We start from the raw sequence: 14,798 nt of genomic DNA, 5'->3' as shown, positions 1-14,798 counted from the left end.
CCCGGTCGTATGCCGTGGGGTGGGCGACGCGAAGGGCCCCCGGGACGTCCCGGGGGCCCTCGCGGTCATGACCCGGAGGTCACGCGGGTGTCACTTGAACTTGACCATGACCTGCAGCTCGTCGCGGCCGTCACGGGTCTTCGTCACGGTCATCGTCGTGCCCGAGCCGGCCACCTTGGTGGACCCCAGCTTGTTCGCCGAGGACCAGTAACGGTTGACGTCCGAGTCGTTGAACGTCGGCATGGCCGGCTGCGACGGGACGACGGTCTCGACGCCGTTGCGGTGGAAGCTCACCGCGTCGGTGGCCTCCTGGCCGAAGGTGGCGTCGAACGGCTGACGACGGTTGCCCATCATCGTCTTGCTGCCGTCGGCGTTGTTGAGCATGACCGGCGCCGGGCGGGCGTCGACCGGGAGGACCAGGCCACCACCCGGGTGGTCGATCGTGTTGTTGTCGCCGTACTCACCGTTGGCGAACCAGACGAGCATGCCGTTCTGGTACGGGAAGCGCTCCACCCAGTCGGGCTTGCTGTTGCCCCAGCCGAAGTTGTACGGGCCGGTCTTCAGCGTGTTGTCGTAGCCGCTGTAGACGCGGTTCTCGGCGAGGTAGAAGTCCTGCACCTGCTTCGAGGTCGTGCCGTCGATGACCGAGAAGCCGCCCTTGGCGGTCCAGGCACCAGCACCCGACTCGACGTCGTCGACCGTGCCGGCGACACCGTCAGTGGTCACGGCGATGTCGTCGACGAAGGCCTCGCTCGAGACACCACCGTCGGTGGCGACGCGGAAGCGGAACTGGACGGTCTGGCCCTTGAAGGCCGACAGGTCGAACGACTTCTGGGCCCAGCCGAAGACGCCGTTGACCGGCGTGCCGACCTGCTTCCACGTGGCGCCGTTGTCGGTCGACACCTCACCGTAGAGGTAGTCGTAGTCCTGCTCGAGGTTGCCCTGGACCCACGCGTTGATCGACGCCGAGGTCTTGGCGCCCGTGAGGTCGACCGTGCGCGACAGCGTCGAGTTGAGGTTGTCGCCGAAGCCGCTCCACCACTCGGCCTTGCCGGAGTGGGGCGTGTTGCGGTCGGCGGTCACCGTGCGCTCGGGCAGCGGGACGACGAGAGCCTGCACCGAGCCGTTCTTGGTGGACAGGTCCGCCTGGCTCAGCTTGACCGAGGTGTTCTCACCGAAGGGCACGGTCTTGTAGTCGAGCCAACCGAGCTGCAGCTTCTCCCACGGACCCATGTAGCCCGGCGTCGTGCCGATGGAGTCCTTGCCGTGGTTGAGCCACGAGCCACCGCTCATGAGCGTCCAGAAGGCGGTGCTGTTGTCGCCGCCGTTGGTGTCGTAGAGGTCGGGCAGACCGAGGTCGTGACCGAACTCGTGCGCGAAGACGCCGAGGCCACCGTTCTCGGGCTCGGTCGTGTAGTCACCGATCCACATGCCGGAGTCTCCGAGCGGCACACCACCGAGCTTGTTGAAGTTCGGCCCGGTGACGCCGGCCTGGTTGGAGAACGCATACCAGCGGTGCGACCAGATGGCGTTGACGCCCTGGGCGCCTCCGCCGGCCTCCTCGCCCTCTCCGGCGTGGATCGCCTGGAAGTGGTCGATGTAGCCGTCGGGCTCGTTGAAGTTGCCGTCGCCGTCGTAGTCGTAGCGGTCGACCTTGTCGAACTGCGCGAGGTACGTCTTGATGTCGGCGTCGCTCTTGCCGGCCGCCTTCTGGGCGTTGTACCAGGCCGTCGCCGTGTCCTTGACGTAGTTCCAGTAGCCGTCGGCGTTGTTCTTGGCACCGTAACGGGCCTCATTGTAGGGGACGGTCACCCAGTCGGAGACGTCGCCCTTGGCGAGGAAGCGGCCGTTGGACTGCTTCTGGTAGAAGTCCTTGAAGGACTCACCGTTGCCGAACATCATCTCGAGGTAGTGGTCCCGGTTGAAGTCCTTGGTCCAGTACGTCGAGTTGTCGTCGGTCGCGTTGCCGTCCCAGTTGCGGTCCGGCGAGGCGATCTGGTTGTGCACCGGGCCCGGCGTCGTGTCGAACGGGGCCTTCGTCTGCGTGCCGAAGTCCGTGAGGATCGTGAAGATGTCCTCCTCACGGTTCACCGGGTAGTTGACGTACTTGGACTTGCCCGGCTTGCCGTCCTTGCCCTTGCTCTTGACCTCGATGACGCGGTTGCCGTTGATCGTCTTGGTCGAGGCCTCGCCCTTGAGGAGCTTGGCGATGGCGTCCTTGCGCTCGGCCGCCTGTGCGTCGGCAAGGGGGTTGGGCAGGTTGTCTGGCTGCGAGGCCTGGGCCGCAGCGGGGTCTCCGCTGACCGGGGCCTTGGCAAGGGGGGTTGCCTGAGCCTGCATCGGGGCCGTCAGGCCGGTGACGACGAGCGCCCCCACGGCCAACCCTGAGACAGCACTCCAGTGGCGCTTGTTCACGATCTGTCCTCCTGGTCACAAGGCGCCGCAAATCGGGCGCCTCGCGTATAAGAACACAGATCACAGACAATGTGGCGTCCAGTCACAGGGGAATCGAAAAAACTTGTGCTGCAAGGTAGTTCAGCGCAAGAAACGTAAAATCTTCGTAAAGGAACGACCCGGCAGTCTTGGATTCCCGGCCGAGATCGGATACGCGTCACACCAGCCCCATGGACCGCCGGCCAGCAGCAGGGGGTCGGTCGTCACCCCACCGATATGCTCCCCGGATGAGCACAGACGCCCCCGAGGAGCAGAGTCCCTACGGTGCCGGCAGCCGGGCCCAGCAGCCATCCGCGGCGACGGCGGACACCGCTCCGTCGCCGCGCAAGGTGCGCATCCCCCACCTGCACGCGATGAAGACCGAGGGCCGCAAGTGGGCGATGCTCACGGCATACGACATGTATGCCGCCCAGATCTTCGACGAGGCGGGCATCCCCGTCCTCCTCGTCGGCGACTCGGCCGGCAACAACGTCTTCGGCTACGAGACCACGGTCCCCGTCACGCTCGACGAGATGATCCCGCTCGTGCGGGCCGTGTCGTCGGCCGCCCGCCGCGCCCTCGTCGTGGCCGACATGCCCTTCGGTTCCTACGGCGCCTCCGTCGAGCAGGGCTTCGCGAGCGCCGTCCGCCTCATGAAGGAGGGTCTCGCCCACGGTGTGAAGCTCGAGGGAGGCACCGCGATGGTCCCGCTCGTCAAGGCACTGACCGACGCGGGCATCCCCGTGATGGCCCACGTCGGCTTCACGCCCCAGAGCGAGCACCAGCTCGGCGGCTACCGCGTGCAGGGGCGCGGTGACGCCGCTGACGCCCTCGTCGACGAGGCGCGCGCCCTGCAGGACGCCGGGGCCTTCGCCGTGGTGCTCGAGATGGTGCCGGCGCCCGTCGCCGCCCGCGTCACGGAGGTGCTCAGCATCCCGACGATCGGCATCGGCGCCGGCAACGGCACCGACGCCCAGGTGCTCGTGTGGAGCGACTTCGCAGGACTGCGCTCCGGCAAGGCCCCCCGCTTCGTCAAGAAGTACGCCGATCTGCGCGGCACCCTGCTGGGTGCCGCACGGGCGTATGCCGCCGACGTCGAGTCGGGCGCGTTCCCCGACACCGAGCACTCCTTCGAGTCCTGACCCGCGACCGCGCCCACCCCGGCTTCACACGTGAGCCCGTCCGGTCTGGACCGGACGGGCTCACGTGACGTGCTGGCTGAGGTCGGGCTCAGGCGTCGCCCTCACCCGTCCCTGATACCCCGCGCTCGTTCCAGTTGCGGTCCTCGGAGTCCCACTGCTCCGTCTTCTTGTGGGCGGTGTCCAGGGCGGCTCGCGCCTCCGCCTCGGTGGCGTACGGGCCGAGCACCTGCTCGCCGCGGCTGCGGTTCTCATCGGTCTCGACCTGACCCGTGTCGACGTTGTACCAGAAGCTCACGTGCGCACTCCTTCTCTCATCGGACTCTTGCCACTTCACACCGGGGCGGGCGGGTCCGCGTCGTGAACGCAACGCGTGGACGGCACCCACCGACGACCTAGACTCCACCGTATGCCGTTGCTCCAGCCGCGGGTGTCACCCCACCCCCTCAGTCCGCGCCGACCGGTGCCCGCCTCGATCGAACGGCCGCACTACGTCGACGTGGCCAACCCGCGCGAGGACGGCGACCTGCGGATCAAGGACGCCGAGACCATCGAGAAGATGCGGATCGCCTCGCGCATCGCGGCCACCGCCATGGTCGAGGCCTCGAAGGCCATCGCCCCCGGCGTCACCACCGACGAGCTCGACGCCGTCGCCCACGAGTACATGCTCGACCACGGCGCCTACCCCTCGCCACTCGGCTACAAGGGCTTCCCGAAGTCCGTGTGCACGAGCGTCAACGAAGTCATCTGCCACGGCATCCCCGATGCCCGGCCGCTCGAGGACGGCGACATCGTCAACATCGACGTGACGGCCTACATCCACGGCGTGCACGGCGACACCGACGCGACCTACCTCGTGGGCGACGTCGACGAGGAGTCCCGGCTCCTCGTCGAGCGCACCCACGACGCCATGATGCGGGGCATCCGCGCCGCCCGACCGGGCCGGGAGATCAACGTCATCGGCCGGGTCATCGAGAGCTACGCCAAGCGCTTCGGCTACGGCGTCGTGCGTGACTTCACCGGGCACGGCATCGGACTCGAGTTCCACTCCGGCCTCATCGTGCCGCACTACGACGCGGCCCCCCACTACGAGACCGTCATCGAGCCGGGCATGACGTTCACCATCGAGCCGATGCTCAACCTCGGCACCCACGAGTGGGACATGTGGGACGACCGCTGGACCGTGGTCACCCGGGACCGCCGGCGCTCGGCCCAGTTCGAGCACACCATCCTCATCACCGACGACGGCCACGAGATCCTCACCCTCCCGGACGTCGACACCGGCGCCACCGGCGCCACCGCCTGAACCGCTGACCGGCGCGGACCTTCGCAGGTCGCACCACCTGGCACGTCTCACGACCTCGCACGCCGCTCCACCTCGCACGACCTCGCACGACCTCGCACCACCAGCTGACCCTCGACCACGTCCTCGACAAGGAAGCACGGACCATGGCCAAGCACGGCAAGCCCCTCGGCATCGACATCGGCGGCAGCGGCATCAAGGGTGCCCCGGTCGACCTCAAGGCGGGAGAGCTGGCCGGCAAACGGCTCAAGATCCTGACGCCCAAGCCGGCCACCCCCGATGCCGTGGCCGAGGTCGTCGACCAGATCGTCGACCACTTCGCCGACGTCACGGGCGGCTCCCCCATCGGCGTCACCGTCCCGGCGGTCGTCATCCGTGGCACCGTGCTCTCGGCTGCCAACATCGACCCCTCGTGGATCAACACCGACGCCGAGGCGCTGATCAAGGAGCACACCGGGCGAGCGGTGACCGTGCTCAACGACGCCGACGCCGCGGGCCTCGCCGAGATGTACTACGGCGCAGCCAAGGGCGTGCAGGGCCTCGTCATCCTGACCACCCTCGGCACCGGGATCGGCAGCGCCATCATCCACGACGGCCGGCTCGTGCCGAACTCCGAGCTGGGACACCTCGAGATCGACGGCTACGACGCCGAGGACCGGGCGGCCTCGTCGGTCAAGGACATCGAGGGCCTCTCGTGGGACGAGTACGTCGAGCGGCTGCAGACCTACTACGACACCATCGAGAAGCTCTTCTCCCCCGACCTCATCATCGTCGGCGGGGGCATCTCCAAGGACAGCGACGACTTCCTGCCGAAGCTGAAGCTGCGCTGCCCGATCGTCCCGGCCCAGCTGCGCAACCAGGCCGGCATCATCGGCGCGGCGCACCTCGCCGCCGACCGGGCCTGACGCCAAGGCGACCGCCCGCGGCGGGTCGGCACTGCGAACGCCGTGCCGACCGCCGCAGTGCCGTCGCGCCTCAGCGACGGGAGCGCCAGCTGCGCCAGACGAGGCGGTGCACTCCCAGGTGTCGGGGCAGGGTGCGCAGTCCCGGGATCCACGGGATGCAGACGAAGCCGATGCTGAGCACGATCATGAGCGCCCAGACCTGGATGTCGGCGTTGTCGGACGTCGCGAACGGCGGCACCTGGTACCACAGCGAGTAGAGCCACAGCCACGGCTGGCCCGGGTAGTTGCCCGTCTCGTTCATGATGCCCCACTGGTCGCCGCCGAGGTTCTGGGCCCGGGCCGCGTCCTCGAGGTGCGTGCCGTCGGCGAGCAGGAGAAGGGCCTTGGTGCTGTCGACACCGAAGAAGCTCGTCCGGGACGTGAGCAGGCCTTCGAGGGCGCCGCTGTCGGCGAGCCGCAGCTCGGCGGCCGCGATGGCCGGGACCGGACCGTAGTCGCCGCTCGCGACCTTGGCCGGGTCCCCGTCCGGCGCGTTGGCCAGGGCGTCCACGTAAGCCGTGGCCCACGCCTGCTGACGGTCCGGGGCTGCGGCCTCCCAGACCCGCACGGCAGTGGCAGCGGGGACATCGGAGGTGAGGGTCCGCACGGGGTCGAGGACGAGGTCCTTCGCCGAGTCGACCGGTTGCGTCACGCCCGGGAGCGCCTGCAGGTTGACGGGACCGAGGTTCTGGCCCTCGCCGGCGGTGTTGTACGGCGGGCCGTAGCCGGCGCTCGTCGTGGTCCCGGCCAGCTCGCCGGCAGCCGTGGCGACCACATCGGCCGGCGCCTGACGAGCCCACTGCTGCAACGAGATCGCGGGCTCGTCAGGCGACGAGAAGACAAGGGCTGCGATGACGGAGAGCACGGTCATCACCGCGAGCGCGATGACGAACTCCTTGACGAGGTCGTAGCGCCGGGTGGGGAAGGCGTGGGCATCGGGCGTGGGTCCCCAGCCTCCGGTTCTCGCAGTCATGACTCCGGCTCCTGACTGCCGCTCGCGGTCGGATCCGTCGCGCCGATAGGGGGCGCCACCCCGCGACGTCGCACGAGGACGAGGTGGACCGTGACGATCGCGCCGACGACGAGGGGCAGCAGCGAGACGTGCCACAGCATCATCTGGCCGAGGTTCATGACGTTGAAGTACGCACCGATGCCCGCGGCGTTGAGCCCGTCCTTGGCCTGCGTCGAGATCCACTGCGAGTCGAAGTTGGTCTGGATGAGGTAACCCGTGAATGCCGTCCCCAGTGACCCGAAGAAGGCGAGCGCGCCCGTCGCCCAGGTGAGTCCGCGGTTCCCGCGCCACGAGGCCATGAAGAACTTGCCCCAGAGGTGGATCACCATGGTGGCGAAGAAGAGCTCGACGCTCCACAGGTGCACCGAGTTGACGAAGTGCCCGACCGAGCTCGTGTGCCACCAGGTCGCCCCGCCCAGGGTCAGCACCAGACCGGACACGATGATGACGACGAGGCTGGCGAGACAGGCGACCCCGAAGACGTAGATCCACGAGGCGACGTAGGCCGGCTGCCGGTCGGGCAGCCACTGGCCCTTCGGCACGAGCCCCTCGACCCACCTGGTCAGGGCTGCGGTCCACGTGGTGCTCCCCCGGCGTTCCGGTGACTCCATCGACGAGGAGCGTTCGGAGACCGGGACCCGGCTCATCGGTCCTCGTCTTCGTGCGAGGCGGGGAACGGCAGCACGAGCGCCAGCACGAAGACGACGATCATCGCGAGGATGACGACGAGGTTGGCGACGGTGATCGTCACCCAGCCCCACTGGACGACTGGTCCTGCGGGCACGGGCTCTGACACGGCGAGGAACTGGGTGATCATCTCTGGCCTCCGGGAGAGCGAAGATGTGAGTCCTCCTGCCCGGCGCAGATCTACTACACAACGTAAGAGTAGGCCGACCTGCGCGCCCGCGCACGGGAATCGGATCTTCGGTCGCGGGCCTCAGGCGCGCCGCAGCGCCGACAGCAGCTCGGGCGCACGCCGGTCGTAGAGGCGGGCGCCGACGCCCACCCCAGTGACCCCGACGACCATGCCGAGGAGGACGCCGACGAGACCGGCGACCCAGACCGCCCACGCGGAGCCCTGCCACGCCAGCCACGCGAGCAGGATCGTCGGGGCGGCCAGCACGATGGTGCCGAGGCTGGCCAACGACTGGGCCGCGATCGTGATCCCGGCCGCCCCCGGGGGCGCGTTGAACGGACTCTCGCCCGACTCGGGCACGGGATAGGGCAGCACCACGCTCATGACGCTCGACACGGCATACCCGGCTCCGAGCAGGCCGACCGACAGGCCGAGCGCTGCGGGGAGGAGCTCCCACCGGCCCGCGACGGCGATCCCCACGAGGACGTAGACGGGGACGAGGACGGCGGCGAGCAGGACGGCAGGCACGAGACGACCCCGCCGGTCGTCGCGGCCCGAGATGCCGGAGACGATGTGCAGCCACAGGGCATCGGACTCGTAGGCGACGGCGTTGTGCTCGCTCCAGCCGAGGAGGAAGGCGACGAGCGGGCCCATGAGCAGGGGCGTCCACGCGATGTCGCCGGAGTAGAACGGGATGAGCAGCGCGAGCGGGACCACCGGGGTCATGAGCATGCTGATCTGGTAGCGCGGGTCGCGGCGCCAGTAGGTCAGCACCCGCGCCGCCACGGCTCCGAGTGGGGTGCCGGGCAGTCGGGCCAGCAGTCCCAGGTCGTCACCCAGCGACGCACCCGAGTCGCTCCGGGACACGGCTCGGGGATCGTCGACCTCGCCCCGCAGCACCCGTGACCACAGTCCGAAGACGACCACGAACAGCCCGGCGGCCAGGGCGAGCCGCACGAGCCCGATGCCGACGTCGCCGGCGGCCACGTCACCCGGGGCGGCCCAGGCCCAGCCGACCGGGGACCACGCGATGACACGAGCGGCAGCCGTGGCGAGGCCGCGCAGGTCGCTACCGAGGTTGGCCACGACCGAGATGACCGGGCCGATGACGACGAGCAGCAGGAGGCCGAGCACGGCGATGACGTCACGCCCGCGACGGCTCGAGATCGCGCTCGTCATCATCGCGGAGACCCAGCGGCTCGTCGTGATCGCGGTGAGCAGACCGATGCCCGTCGAGACGACGGCCACGAGGGTCGACGCCGGGGTGTGCGACCAGGCGACCACGACGCCGACGGACAGGACCGTCGAGGCGATGGCCGGGAGGCCGACGAGAGCCGCCGCCACCAGGCCGACGGCCAGCTCCCGGTGCGGCACGGCGAACGTGGCGAAGCGCCCGGGGTCGAGCGTCGGGTCGGAGCCGAACGAGAAGAGCGGCACGACCGTCCAGAGGACGATGCCCGCGGCGCCCGCGAGCGGGATCACGACGCGTGCTGCGTCGAGCGACCCACGGAAGGACGCGAGGATGACGGCGAGACCGGAGACCAGCACCGCGAAGTAGAGGATGCCGATGACGGCACCGATCGCCTGGGCCCGGCTGCGCCGGAAGATGTTGCGCAGCAGGGTGAGCTTCAGTCGGACGAGGTGCGCAACCACGACAGCCCCACCACCTCGGTCGACCCGCCGACGAGGTCGACGAAACGCTCCTCGAGCGAGCGGCCCCCGCGCACGACGTCCAGCTCGCCGGTCGCCAGGACGAGCCCGTCGGAGATGACGGCGACGTGCGTGCAGAGGCGCTCGACGAGGTCCATGACGTGGCTCGAGAGCACGACGGTGCCGCCGGACTCGACGAACCCCGAGAGGATGCGCCGGATCGTCGCGGCCGAGATCGGGTCGACGGCCTCGAACGGCTCGTCGAGCACCAGCACCCGCGGGGCGTGGACGAGCGCCGACGCGAGCGTCACCTTCTTCGTCATCCCCGCCGAGTAGTCGACCACCAGCTTGCCCTGCGCCTCGGTGAGCCCGAGCGCGGCCACCAGCTCGGCCGCCCGCTCCGACGCGAGCTCGCGCGACAGGCCACGGAGCAGGCCGGCATACGTGATCAGCTGCAGGCCGGTGAGGCGGTCGAAGAGCTTGAGCCCGTCCGGGAGCACGCCGAGCAGGCGCTTGGTCGCGACGGGGTCGGACCACACGTCGCGACCGAGGACGAAGGCCTGCCCCGCATCTGGACGCAGCAGGCCCGTCACCATCGACAGGGTCGTCGTCTTGCCGGCCCCGTTGGGTCCGACCAGGCCGAAGAAGGACCCGCGCGGCACGTCGAGGTCGATGCCCTTGACGGCGATGAGGTCACCGAAGCGCTTGCCGAGCCCGCGCACCGCGATGGCTGGACCCTCGATCGGACCACCTTGCGGCGCAGGCAGATCCACTATGTCGCTCATGCCCCTCCCCCGAGCCCAGGCGTCAGAAGGTTGCGGACTCGGCGTCGCGGAGCGCGACGTACGTGAGGCCCTCGACGCCCGAGTACTGCTCGACGTGCCCGGAGTACATGCGGTGACCGACCTCGCTGAGGAGCGCGTCGTGGACGGGGATGAAGACCCGCGGGGCGATGCGCCCGACGAAGGCGATCGAGTCACGGCTCGCCGCCCACGGGGCGTTGAGCGGGTGGGCGAGAACGTCGACCTGCCCGGGCTCGCCGTCGTAGGCGTCACCGGGATGGAAGAGCGACGGCTCACCCTCGGCCCGCAGGACGACGCCGACGTTGGGGATGCGCGGCATCGCGGCGTGGTTGAACGCGTGCAGCTCGCCGACCGGGCTCACCGTGACGTCGCCGACGGCGAAGTCCTCCCCCTGTCGCGAGGGGACGGCGGACAGTCCCTCGTCGCGCAGCTTCTCGGCCGTGAGCGGGTCGGTGTGGACCGTGGCGCCCGGGTTGGACCGCAGGAGGGTGCCCACCCGCTCCGGGTCGAAGTGGTCGGCGTGGTTGTGGGTCACCAGGACCGCATCGAGCCCCGTGAGGTCCTCGAACCCCGACGAGAAGCTGCCCGGGTCGATGAGGATGCGGCGGTCGGCCACCTCGACGAGGAGGCAGGCATGTCCGAGGTGAGTCACGCGCATGGCACCACCTAACCACGCCCCGTGTGTACCGACCTGCGAGACACAGCCTCAGGCCCGGCCCAAGGCCGTGCGGCCGATCCGGCCAGGTGACAGACTCGCCGCAGGACGGGCAGGCGAGGGGCTGAACGACCGCGTCGGCGGGTCGGGTCGGGTCTCATGGTTCGGCTGGAACGGGGGTACGGCGGGTGGACGCGCGGCCGCTGGGCGACGACCTCGCGTTGCTGCGCGCCCACGAGCCCGTGGTCCGGCTGACTCGCGGCGAGCTCTTCGTGCCGGTCGCCGTCGACGCCTACGTCGGCCACGCCAGCCTCGTCCGCGACGAGGCCGGTGCGACGGCGGTCCTCGCGTCGGCCGGAGACCTCGACCTCGCGCGGCTCGCCGCGCTGGGTGCCGACCACGAGGGACCGGGCCTGTCCCTGTCCGGGATCACGGCGCCGCGATCGGTGCTCGAGCGGCTCCGCCGGGCACGTCCCCGAGCCCTGTTCCGGTCCCGGCACGGCTTCCGGTCCGGCAGCCGGCTCGCCCAGGTCGGGCTGCTCGGCCGAACCATCGACACCCTGAGCCGCCTCTCGCTCCTGCTGCGCGGCTCGGTCCCCGGCGGCAGCGCCGCGGCCGCCCACACCGCCCAGCAGCAGCACCTGTCACCTGAGCGCCCGACGTACTACGGCCGCGTCGTGCGCACCGACGGCTGGACCGTGTGCCAGTACTGGTTCTTCTACGCGTTCAACAACTGGCGCTCGGGCTTCTCCGGCGTCAACGAGCACGAGGCCGACTGGGAGCAGGTGACCGTCTACCTCGACGGCAGCGGCACCGTCGACGACGACGGCCTACCGCCGCCCCGCTGGGTCGTCTTCAGCGCGCACGACGAGACCGGCGACGACCTCCGGCGCCGCTGGGACGACCCCGACCTCACGGTCGTGGACGGACGGCATCCCGTCGTCCACGCCGGCGCTGGATCCCATTCGGGCGCCTACCTGCCCGGCGACTACCTCATCACCGTCGTCCCCCCGTCGTGGGGCGGACTCGTTCCGGCGGCGCGGCAGGTCGCCAGGCTCTTCGCCCCGTGGGCACGCGCCGCCCAGGGCTCGGGACTGGGCATCCCCTACATCGACTACGCGCGGGGGGACGGGACCTCGATCGGCCCGTCCGGCGAGCTCGCCTGGCACCCGGTCGTCATCGACGACGAGACACCGTGGGTGCGCGACTTCCGCGGCCTCTGGGGCCACGACACCAAGGACCGGCTCGGCGGAGAGCGCGGCCCGGCCGGCCCGCGCTACGAACGTGACGCCACGGTGCGAGCCTCCTGGGGCGACCCCGTCGGCTGGGCGGGCCTTGCCAAGGTCGCGCCGAGCCCCGAGGCCGAGGTGACTCTCGTGGCCGACCGCATCGGGGAGATCGACCGGCGGCTCACCGACCTCGCCTCGGAGTCGGAGGTCCTGGCCCGTTCCCTGACGACCCGAGCCGCGGGGCTCGGACCCGACAGTCCCGACGTGCGGCGCCTGGCCTCGGACGAGAACGAGCTGATGACGGTGCGCATGGACGCGGTGCGGCTGCACGACGAGCGTCTCCGGATGCAACGCGCCTTGGACGATGGCCTGTCGGCACCATCACCGCACGCGCACCTGTCGCACCGGCGCACCCCGATCACCTCCAGCGAGCGCTCCCGCGACCGGCTGCTCGGGGCGTGGGCGATCGTCAGCACGCCCATCGTCGTCTATCTCGTCGCGGGCCTGTTCAAGCCCGAGCTCACCGACCGGCCCCTCGGCGCCGTGGTGCTGCTCGTGCTGGTCCTCGGCATCGAGGCCTTCACCCGCGGCTTCCTGCTGGCGTATGCCGTCCGCGTCGTCATCGTCATCGGCCTGGTGGCGCTGGCGGGTGAGTTCGCGGACCACTGGCAGCTCGTCAGCTACTGGGTCCTGGTGTCCCTCGCGGTGGTCGTCCTCGTGGTCAACCTGCGCGATGCACTGCGTCGCTAGTCCGCACACGCCCGCTCAGGCGTCGACGCGTCCCACCTTCGAGGCGTACATGCCGATCTTGACGTCGATCGCCTCGAGGTGCTCGTGGACCTCGGCGAGCTGGGCGAGGACCCGGGCGCGGTGGGTCTGCAACAGTGGGAGGCGCTCGGCCTCGTTGCCGTCCCCCTGGCGGCACAACGCGGCATACGCCTTGACCTCGCGGATCGACATCCCGGTGGCGCGCAGGCGCGTCAGCATCGTCACCCACGTGAGGTCGAGGTCGGTGTAGACGCGGTGCCCGGAGCTCGTGCGGCGCACCCCTCGCAGCATGAGGCCGTCGCGCTCGTAGTAGCGAAGGGTGTGGGGAGTCAGGCCGGTGCGCTCGGCGGCCTCGGCGATGGTCATTCCCTCGACCGGTGCGGTGACAGTCACCCACCCATGCTGGGCCCTGGAGTGCACTCGAAGTCAAGCGGGTGGCGGGGTGCCCTGCCCGCGCCCACCGGCCCTGGTGCGGCACAGCCCGGCTCGGAGCCGGCGCTGCCGGCTGCGCCCCACGCCGACGACGGCGCTCATCCTCCGGTGCTGCGCCGCGGGCCACGTCCAGCACTGGCTCGCGGCGACGGGCGGACTCTCGGGCAGACCGGGACTGCAGGTCGGCTCCGGCACGGGCCCCTCCTCTCGTCGGCGGACGACCGCATGGTGTGATCCCCGGCCGGCGCCCCGGACACGGGCACCGCCCTGAGTGCGGCCCTCGCGGTCGCGCGCCATGGGAACGACCGCGCTCCCGGCAGGGTTACGCGCCGGGCGTCAGCGACTGCTCCCACGCTGCCGGCGCAGTCGCCCCCACAGCGGTGACGAGGTCGGTGGCAACCGAAGGTTGCCGGTGTCCGTGGGCAGGACGGCTGACTCGCGCGCCGCTTCGAGCTCGGCGATGGCCCGCAGGGAGTCGCTGATGAGAGAGCCGTAGACCGGCCACTCGTCGGGGTCCTCGAGCGGGGTCGTGCGCACCTGCTCGCGCAGCGTCGTCAGGACGTCGTATGCCTTCGCGATGCCGGCGTCGAACGCTGCCGTCGCCTCGTCGTCATGACGGCCGAACTTGGACACGGCGACGGCCAGGGCGGCGAGGGCGTCGGCGTACTCGGCGAGGAACGAGTCCGACGGCGTGGGCTGGTGCCCCCGCTCGTCGGCGGCGTCGACGAGCGTCCGCGCGATCCCGGTTGCCTGCCAGAGCGTCCGGCGCAGGGTCGTGACCGTGTGCTCGTAGCCTTCCCAGTCGACGTCAGCGGGTCGCAGGTTGTCGCGCAGGTTGAACCGCATGCTCTCGCGACCCGTGCGGATGTCATCGATCACGAACGGCGCCTTGTCCGCGATCTCGCTGCCGCGCCGGTACCACCGGTTCGCCGCACGGGCGTCCCAGTCACCCCTCAGCCCCTCGGCCATCTCCTCCAGCAGCTCGCGCACCTGCCTGGCCAGCACCGCCACCCGCTGGCGTGGCTTCGTCAGGTGCAGGGGCGCGAAGACGATCGCGTTGGTGGCCACCCCGATCACGCCACCGGCAATCGTCTCGACGATCGTGAGGTAGGTGAACTCCTCGTTGGTCCCCTTGGCGGTGATGAGCGACAGAAGCACCATCGCCGGGACCTGGATGCCGTGGTCCCCGAGCCTGGACCACCGCCCGATGACGAGGGCGACGAGGATCACGCCGAACATCGTCCACCAGTAGACGCCGAAGACGGTCGAGACGACCCAGGCGACACTGAGCCCGAGGACCACTGCGGCTATGCGCTGGGCGCTCGCCGACAGGGACCGCACCATCGTGCGGTCGACGACGAGCAGGGCCGCCATCGGTGCGTAGAACGGGACCGGGCTCTTGAGGACCCGCACGGCGAACTGCCAGGCCAACACCGTCGCGATGGCGGCCTTGACCAGCAGGAGCAGCGCGTCCCGCTCCGGACCCGCCTGGCGCAACGCCCGACCGAGGGCACGCAGGCGCTGCCTGGTGTCGTCCTGCCACTGGCTCACGAGCCGCCGCCCCTGCACGGTGC

The 14,798-nt window shown here is 70.3% G+C and carries 15 protein-coding genes; 4 read left to right on the top strand and 11 right to left on the bottom strand.

All coding sequences use genetic code 11. The features are described from left to right. Positions 1-90: 90 nt before the first annotated feature. Positions 91-2,415: an immune inhibitor A domain-containing protein gene (locus ABD831_RS09850; RefSeq protein WP_344945096.1), complete on the bottom strand. Its 2,325-nt coding sequence runs from the start codon at positions 2,413-2,415 to the stop codon at positions 91-93. Positions 2,416-2,681: 266 nt separating this feature from the next. On the opposite strand from ABD831_RS09850, the gene panB reads away from it, so the two are divergent. Next, positions 2,682-3,575 (top strand): 3-methyl-2-oxobutanoate hydroxymethyltransferase, encoded by an 894-nt coding sequence (gene panB / locus ABD831_RS09845; RefSeq protein WP_344945093.1) that lies wholly within the window; start codon positions 2,682-2,684, stop codon positions 3,573-3,575. 88 nt (positions 3,576-3,663) lie between these two features. On the opposite strand, the gene ABD831_RS09840 is transcribed toward panB, so the two are convergent. After that, entirely contained in the window at positions 3,664-3,870 is a 207-nt protein-coding gene (locus ABD831_RS09840) for a methionine aminopeptidase (RefSeq protein WP_344945091.1), read from the bottom strand. A gap of 111 nt (positions 3,871-3,981) precedes the next feature. On the opposite strand from ABD831_RS09840, the gene map reads away from it, so the two are divergent. After that, on the top strand, positions 3,982-4,878 hold the full coding sequence (map, locus tag ABD831_RS09835; RefSeq protein ID WP_344945089.1) for a type I methionyl aminopeptidase: 897 nt from the start codon (positions 3,982-3,984) through the stop codon (positions 4,876-4,878). A 143-nt stretch (positions 4,879-5,021) separates the two neighbouring features. Beyond that, the gene (ppgK, locus tag ABD831_RS09830) at positions 5,022-5,780 is read left to right on the top strand and encodes a polyphosphate--glucose phosphotransferase (protein WP_344945087.1); all 759 of its coding nucleotides are present in this window, start codon (positions 5,022-5,024) and stop codon (positions 5,778-5,780) included. Between the two features lie 70 nt (positions 5,781-5,850). Here ppgK and ABD831_RS09825 read toward each other — a convergent pair whose 3' ends face one another. The 6 genes from ABD831_RS09825 to ABD831_RS09800 form a co-directional block, all read right to left on the bottom strand. After that, the gene (locus tag ABD831_RS09825) at positions 5,851-6,792 is read right to left on the bottom strand and encodes a serine/threonine-protein kinase (protein ID WP_344945085.1); all 942 of its coding nucleotides are present in this window, start codon (positions 6,790-6,792) and stop codon (positions 5,851-5,853) included. Next, positions 6,789-7,478 (bottom strand): cytochrome b N-terminal domain-containing protein, encoded by a 690-nt coding sequence (locus ABD831_RS09820; RefSeq protein ID WP_344945083.1) that lies wholly within the window; start codon positions 7,476-7,478, stop codon positions 6,789-6,791. The genes ABD831_RS09825 and ABD831_RS09820 overlap by 4 nt, the downstream gene beginning before the upstream one ends. Beyond that, on the bottom strand, positions 7,475-7,648 hold the full coding sequence (locus ABD831_RS09815) for a hypothetical protein (RefSeq protein WP_185744667.1): 174 nt from the start codon (positions 7,646-7,648) through the stop codon (positions 7,475-7,477). The genes ABD831_RS09820 and ABD831_RS09815 overlap by 4 nt, the downstream gene beginning before the upstream one ends. A gap of 120 nt (positions 7,649-7,768) precedes the next feature. Next, positions 7,769-9,340: a hypothetical protein gene (locus ABD831_RS09810; RefSeq protein WP_344945081.1), complete on the bottom strand. Its 1,572-nt coding sequence runs from the start codon at positions 9,338-9,340 to the stop codon at positions 7,769-7,771. Further along, positions 9,316-10,122, bottom strand: a complete 807-nt coding sequence (locus ABD831_RS09805; protein WP_344945078.1) for an ABC transporter ATP-binding protein — start codon at positions 10,120-10,122, stop codon at positions 9,316-9,318. Before ABD831_RS09805 ends, ABD831_RS09810 begins: the two co-directional genes overlap by 25 nt. 22 nt (positions 10,123-10,144) lie before the next feature. Next, the gene (locus ABD831_RS09800) at positions 10,145-10,798 is read right to left on the bottom strand and encodes an MBL fold metallo-hydrolase (RefSeq protein WP_344945075.1); all 654 of its coding nucleotides are present in this window, start codon (positions 10,796-10,798) and stop codon (positions 10,145-10,147) included. Between the two features lie 185 nt (positions 10,799-10,983). Between ABD831_RS09800 and ABD831_RS09795 the strand changes: the two genes are divergently transcribed. Then, positions 10,984-12,774, top strand: a complete 1,791-nt coding sequence (locus tag ABD831_RS09795; RefSeq protein ID WP_344945071.1) for a hypothetical protein — start codon at positions 10,984-10,986, stop codon at positions 12,772-12,774. Positions 12,775-12,789: 15 nt separating this feature from the next. Here the strand turns inward: ABD831_RS09795 and ABD831_RS09790 are convergent, their stop codons facing one another. From ABD831_RS09790 to ABD831_RS09780, 3 genes are all read right to left on the bottom strand, one after another. Beyond that, positions 12,790-13,185 (bottom strand): MerR family transcriptional regulator, encoded by a 396-nt coding sequence (locus tag ABD831_RS09790; protein ID WP_344945068.1) that lies wholly within the window; start codon positions 13,183-13,185, stop codon positions 12,790-12,792. Between the two features lie 33 nt (positions 13,186-13,218). Further along, positions 13,219-13,419: a hypothetical protein gene (locus ABD831_RS09785; protein ID WP_344945065.1), complete on the bottom strand. Its 201-nt coding sequence runs from the start codon at positions 13,417-13,419 to the stop codon at positions 13,219-13,221. Between the two features lie 141 nt (positions 13,420-13,560). Then, entirely contained in the window at positions 13,561-14,775 is a 1,215-nt protein-coding gene (locus tag ABD831_RS09780; protein WP_344945062.1) for an FUSC family protein, read from the bottom strand. Between the last annotated feature and the right edge of the window lie 23 nt (positions 14,776-14,798).

Origin of the sequence: Terrabacter ginsenosidimutans (genome assembly GCF_039539425.1) — a bacterium.
Taxonomy (GTDB): Bacteria; Actinomycetota; Actinomycetes; order Actinomycetales; family Dermatophilaceae; genus Terrabacter; species Terrabacter ginsenosidimutans.
Note: the sequence above shows the minus strand (reverse complement) of the source record. Positions and strands in the feature narration are given on the sequence as shown.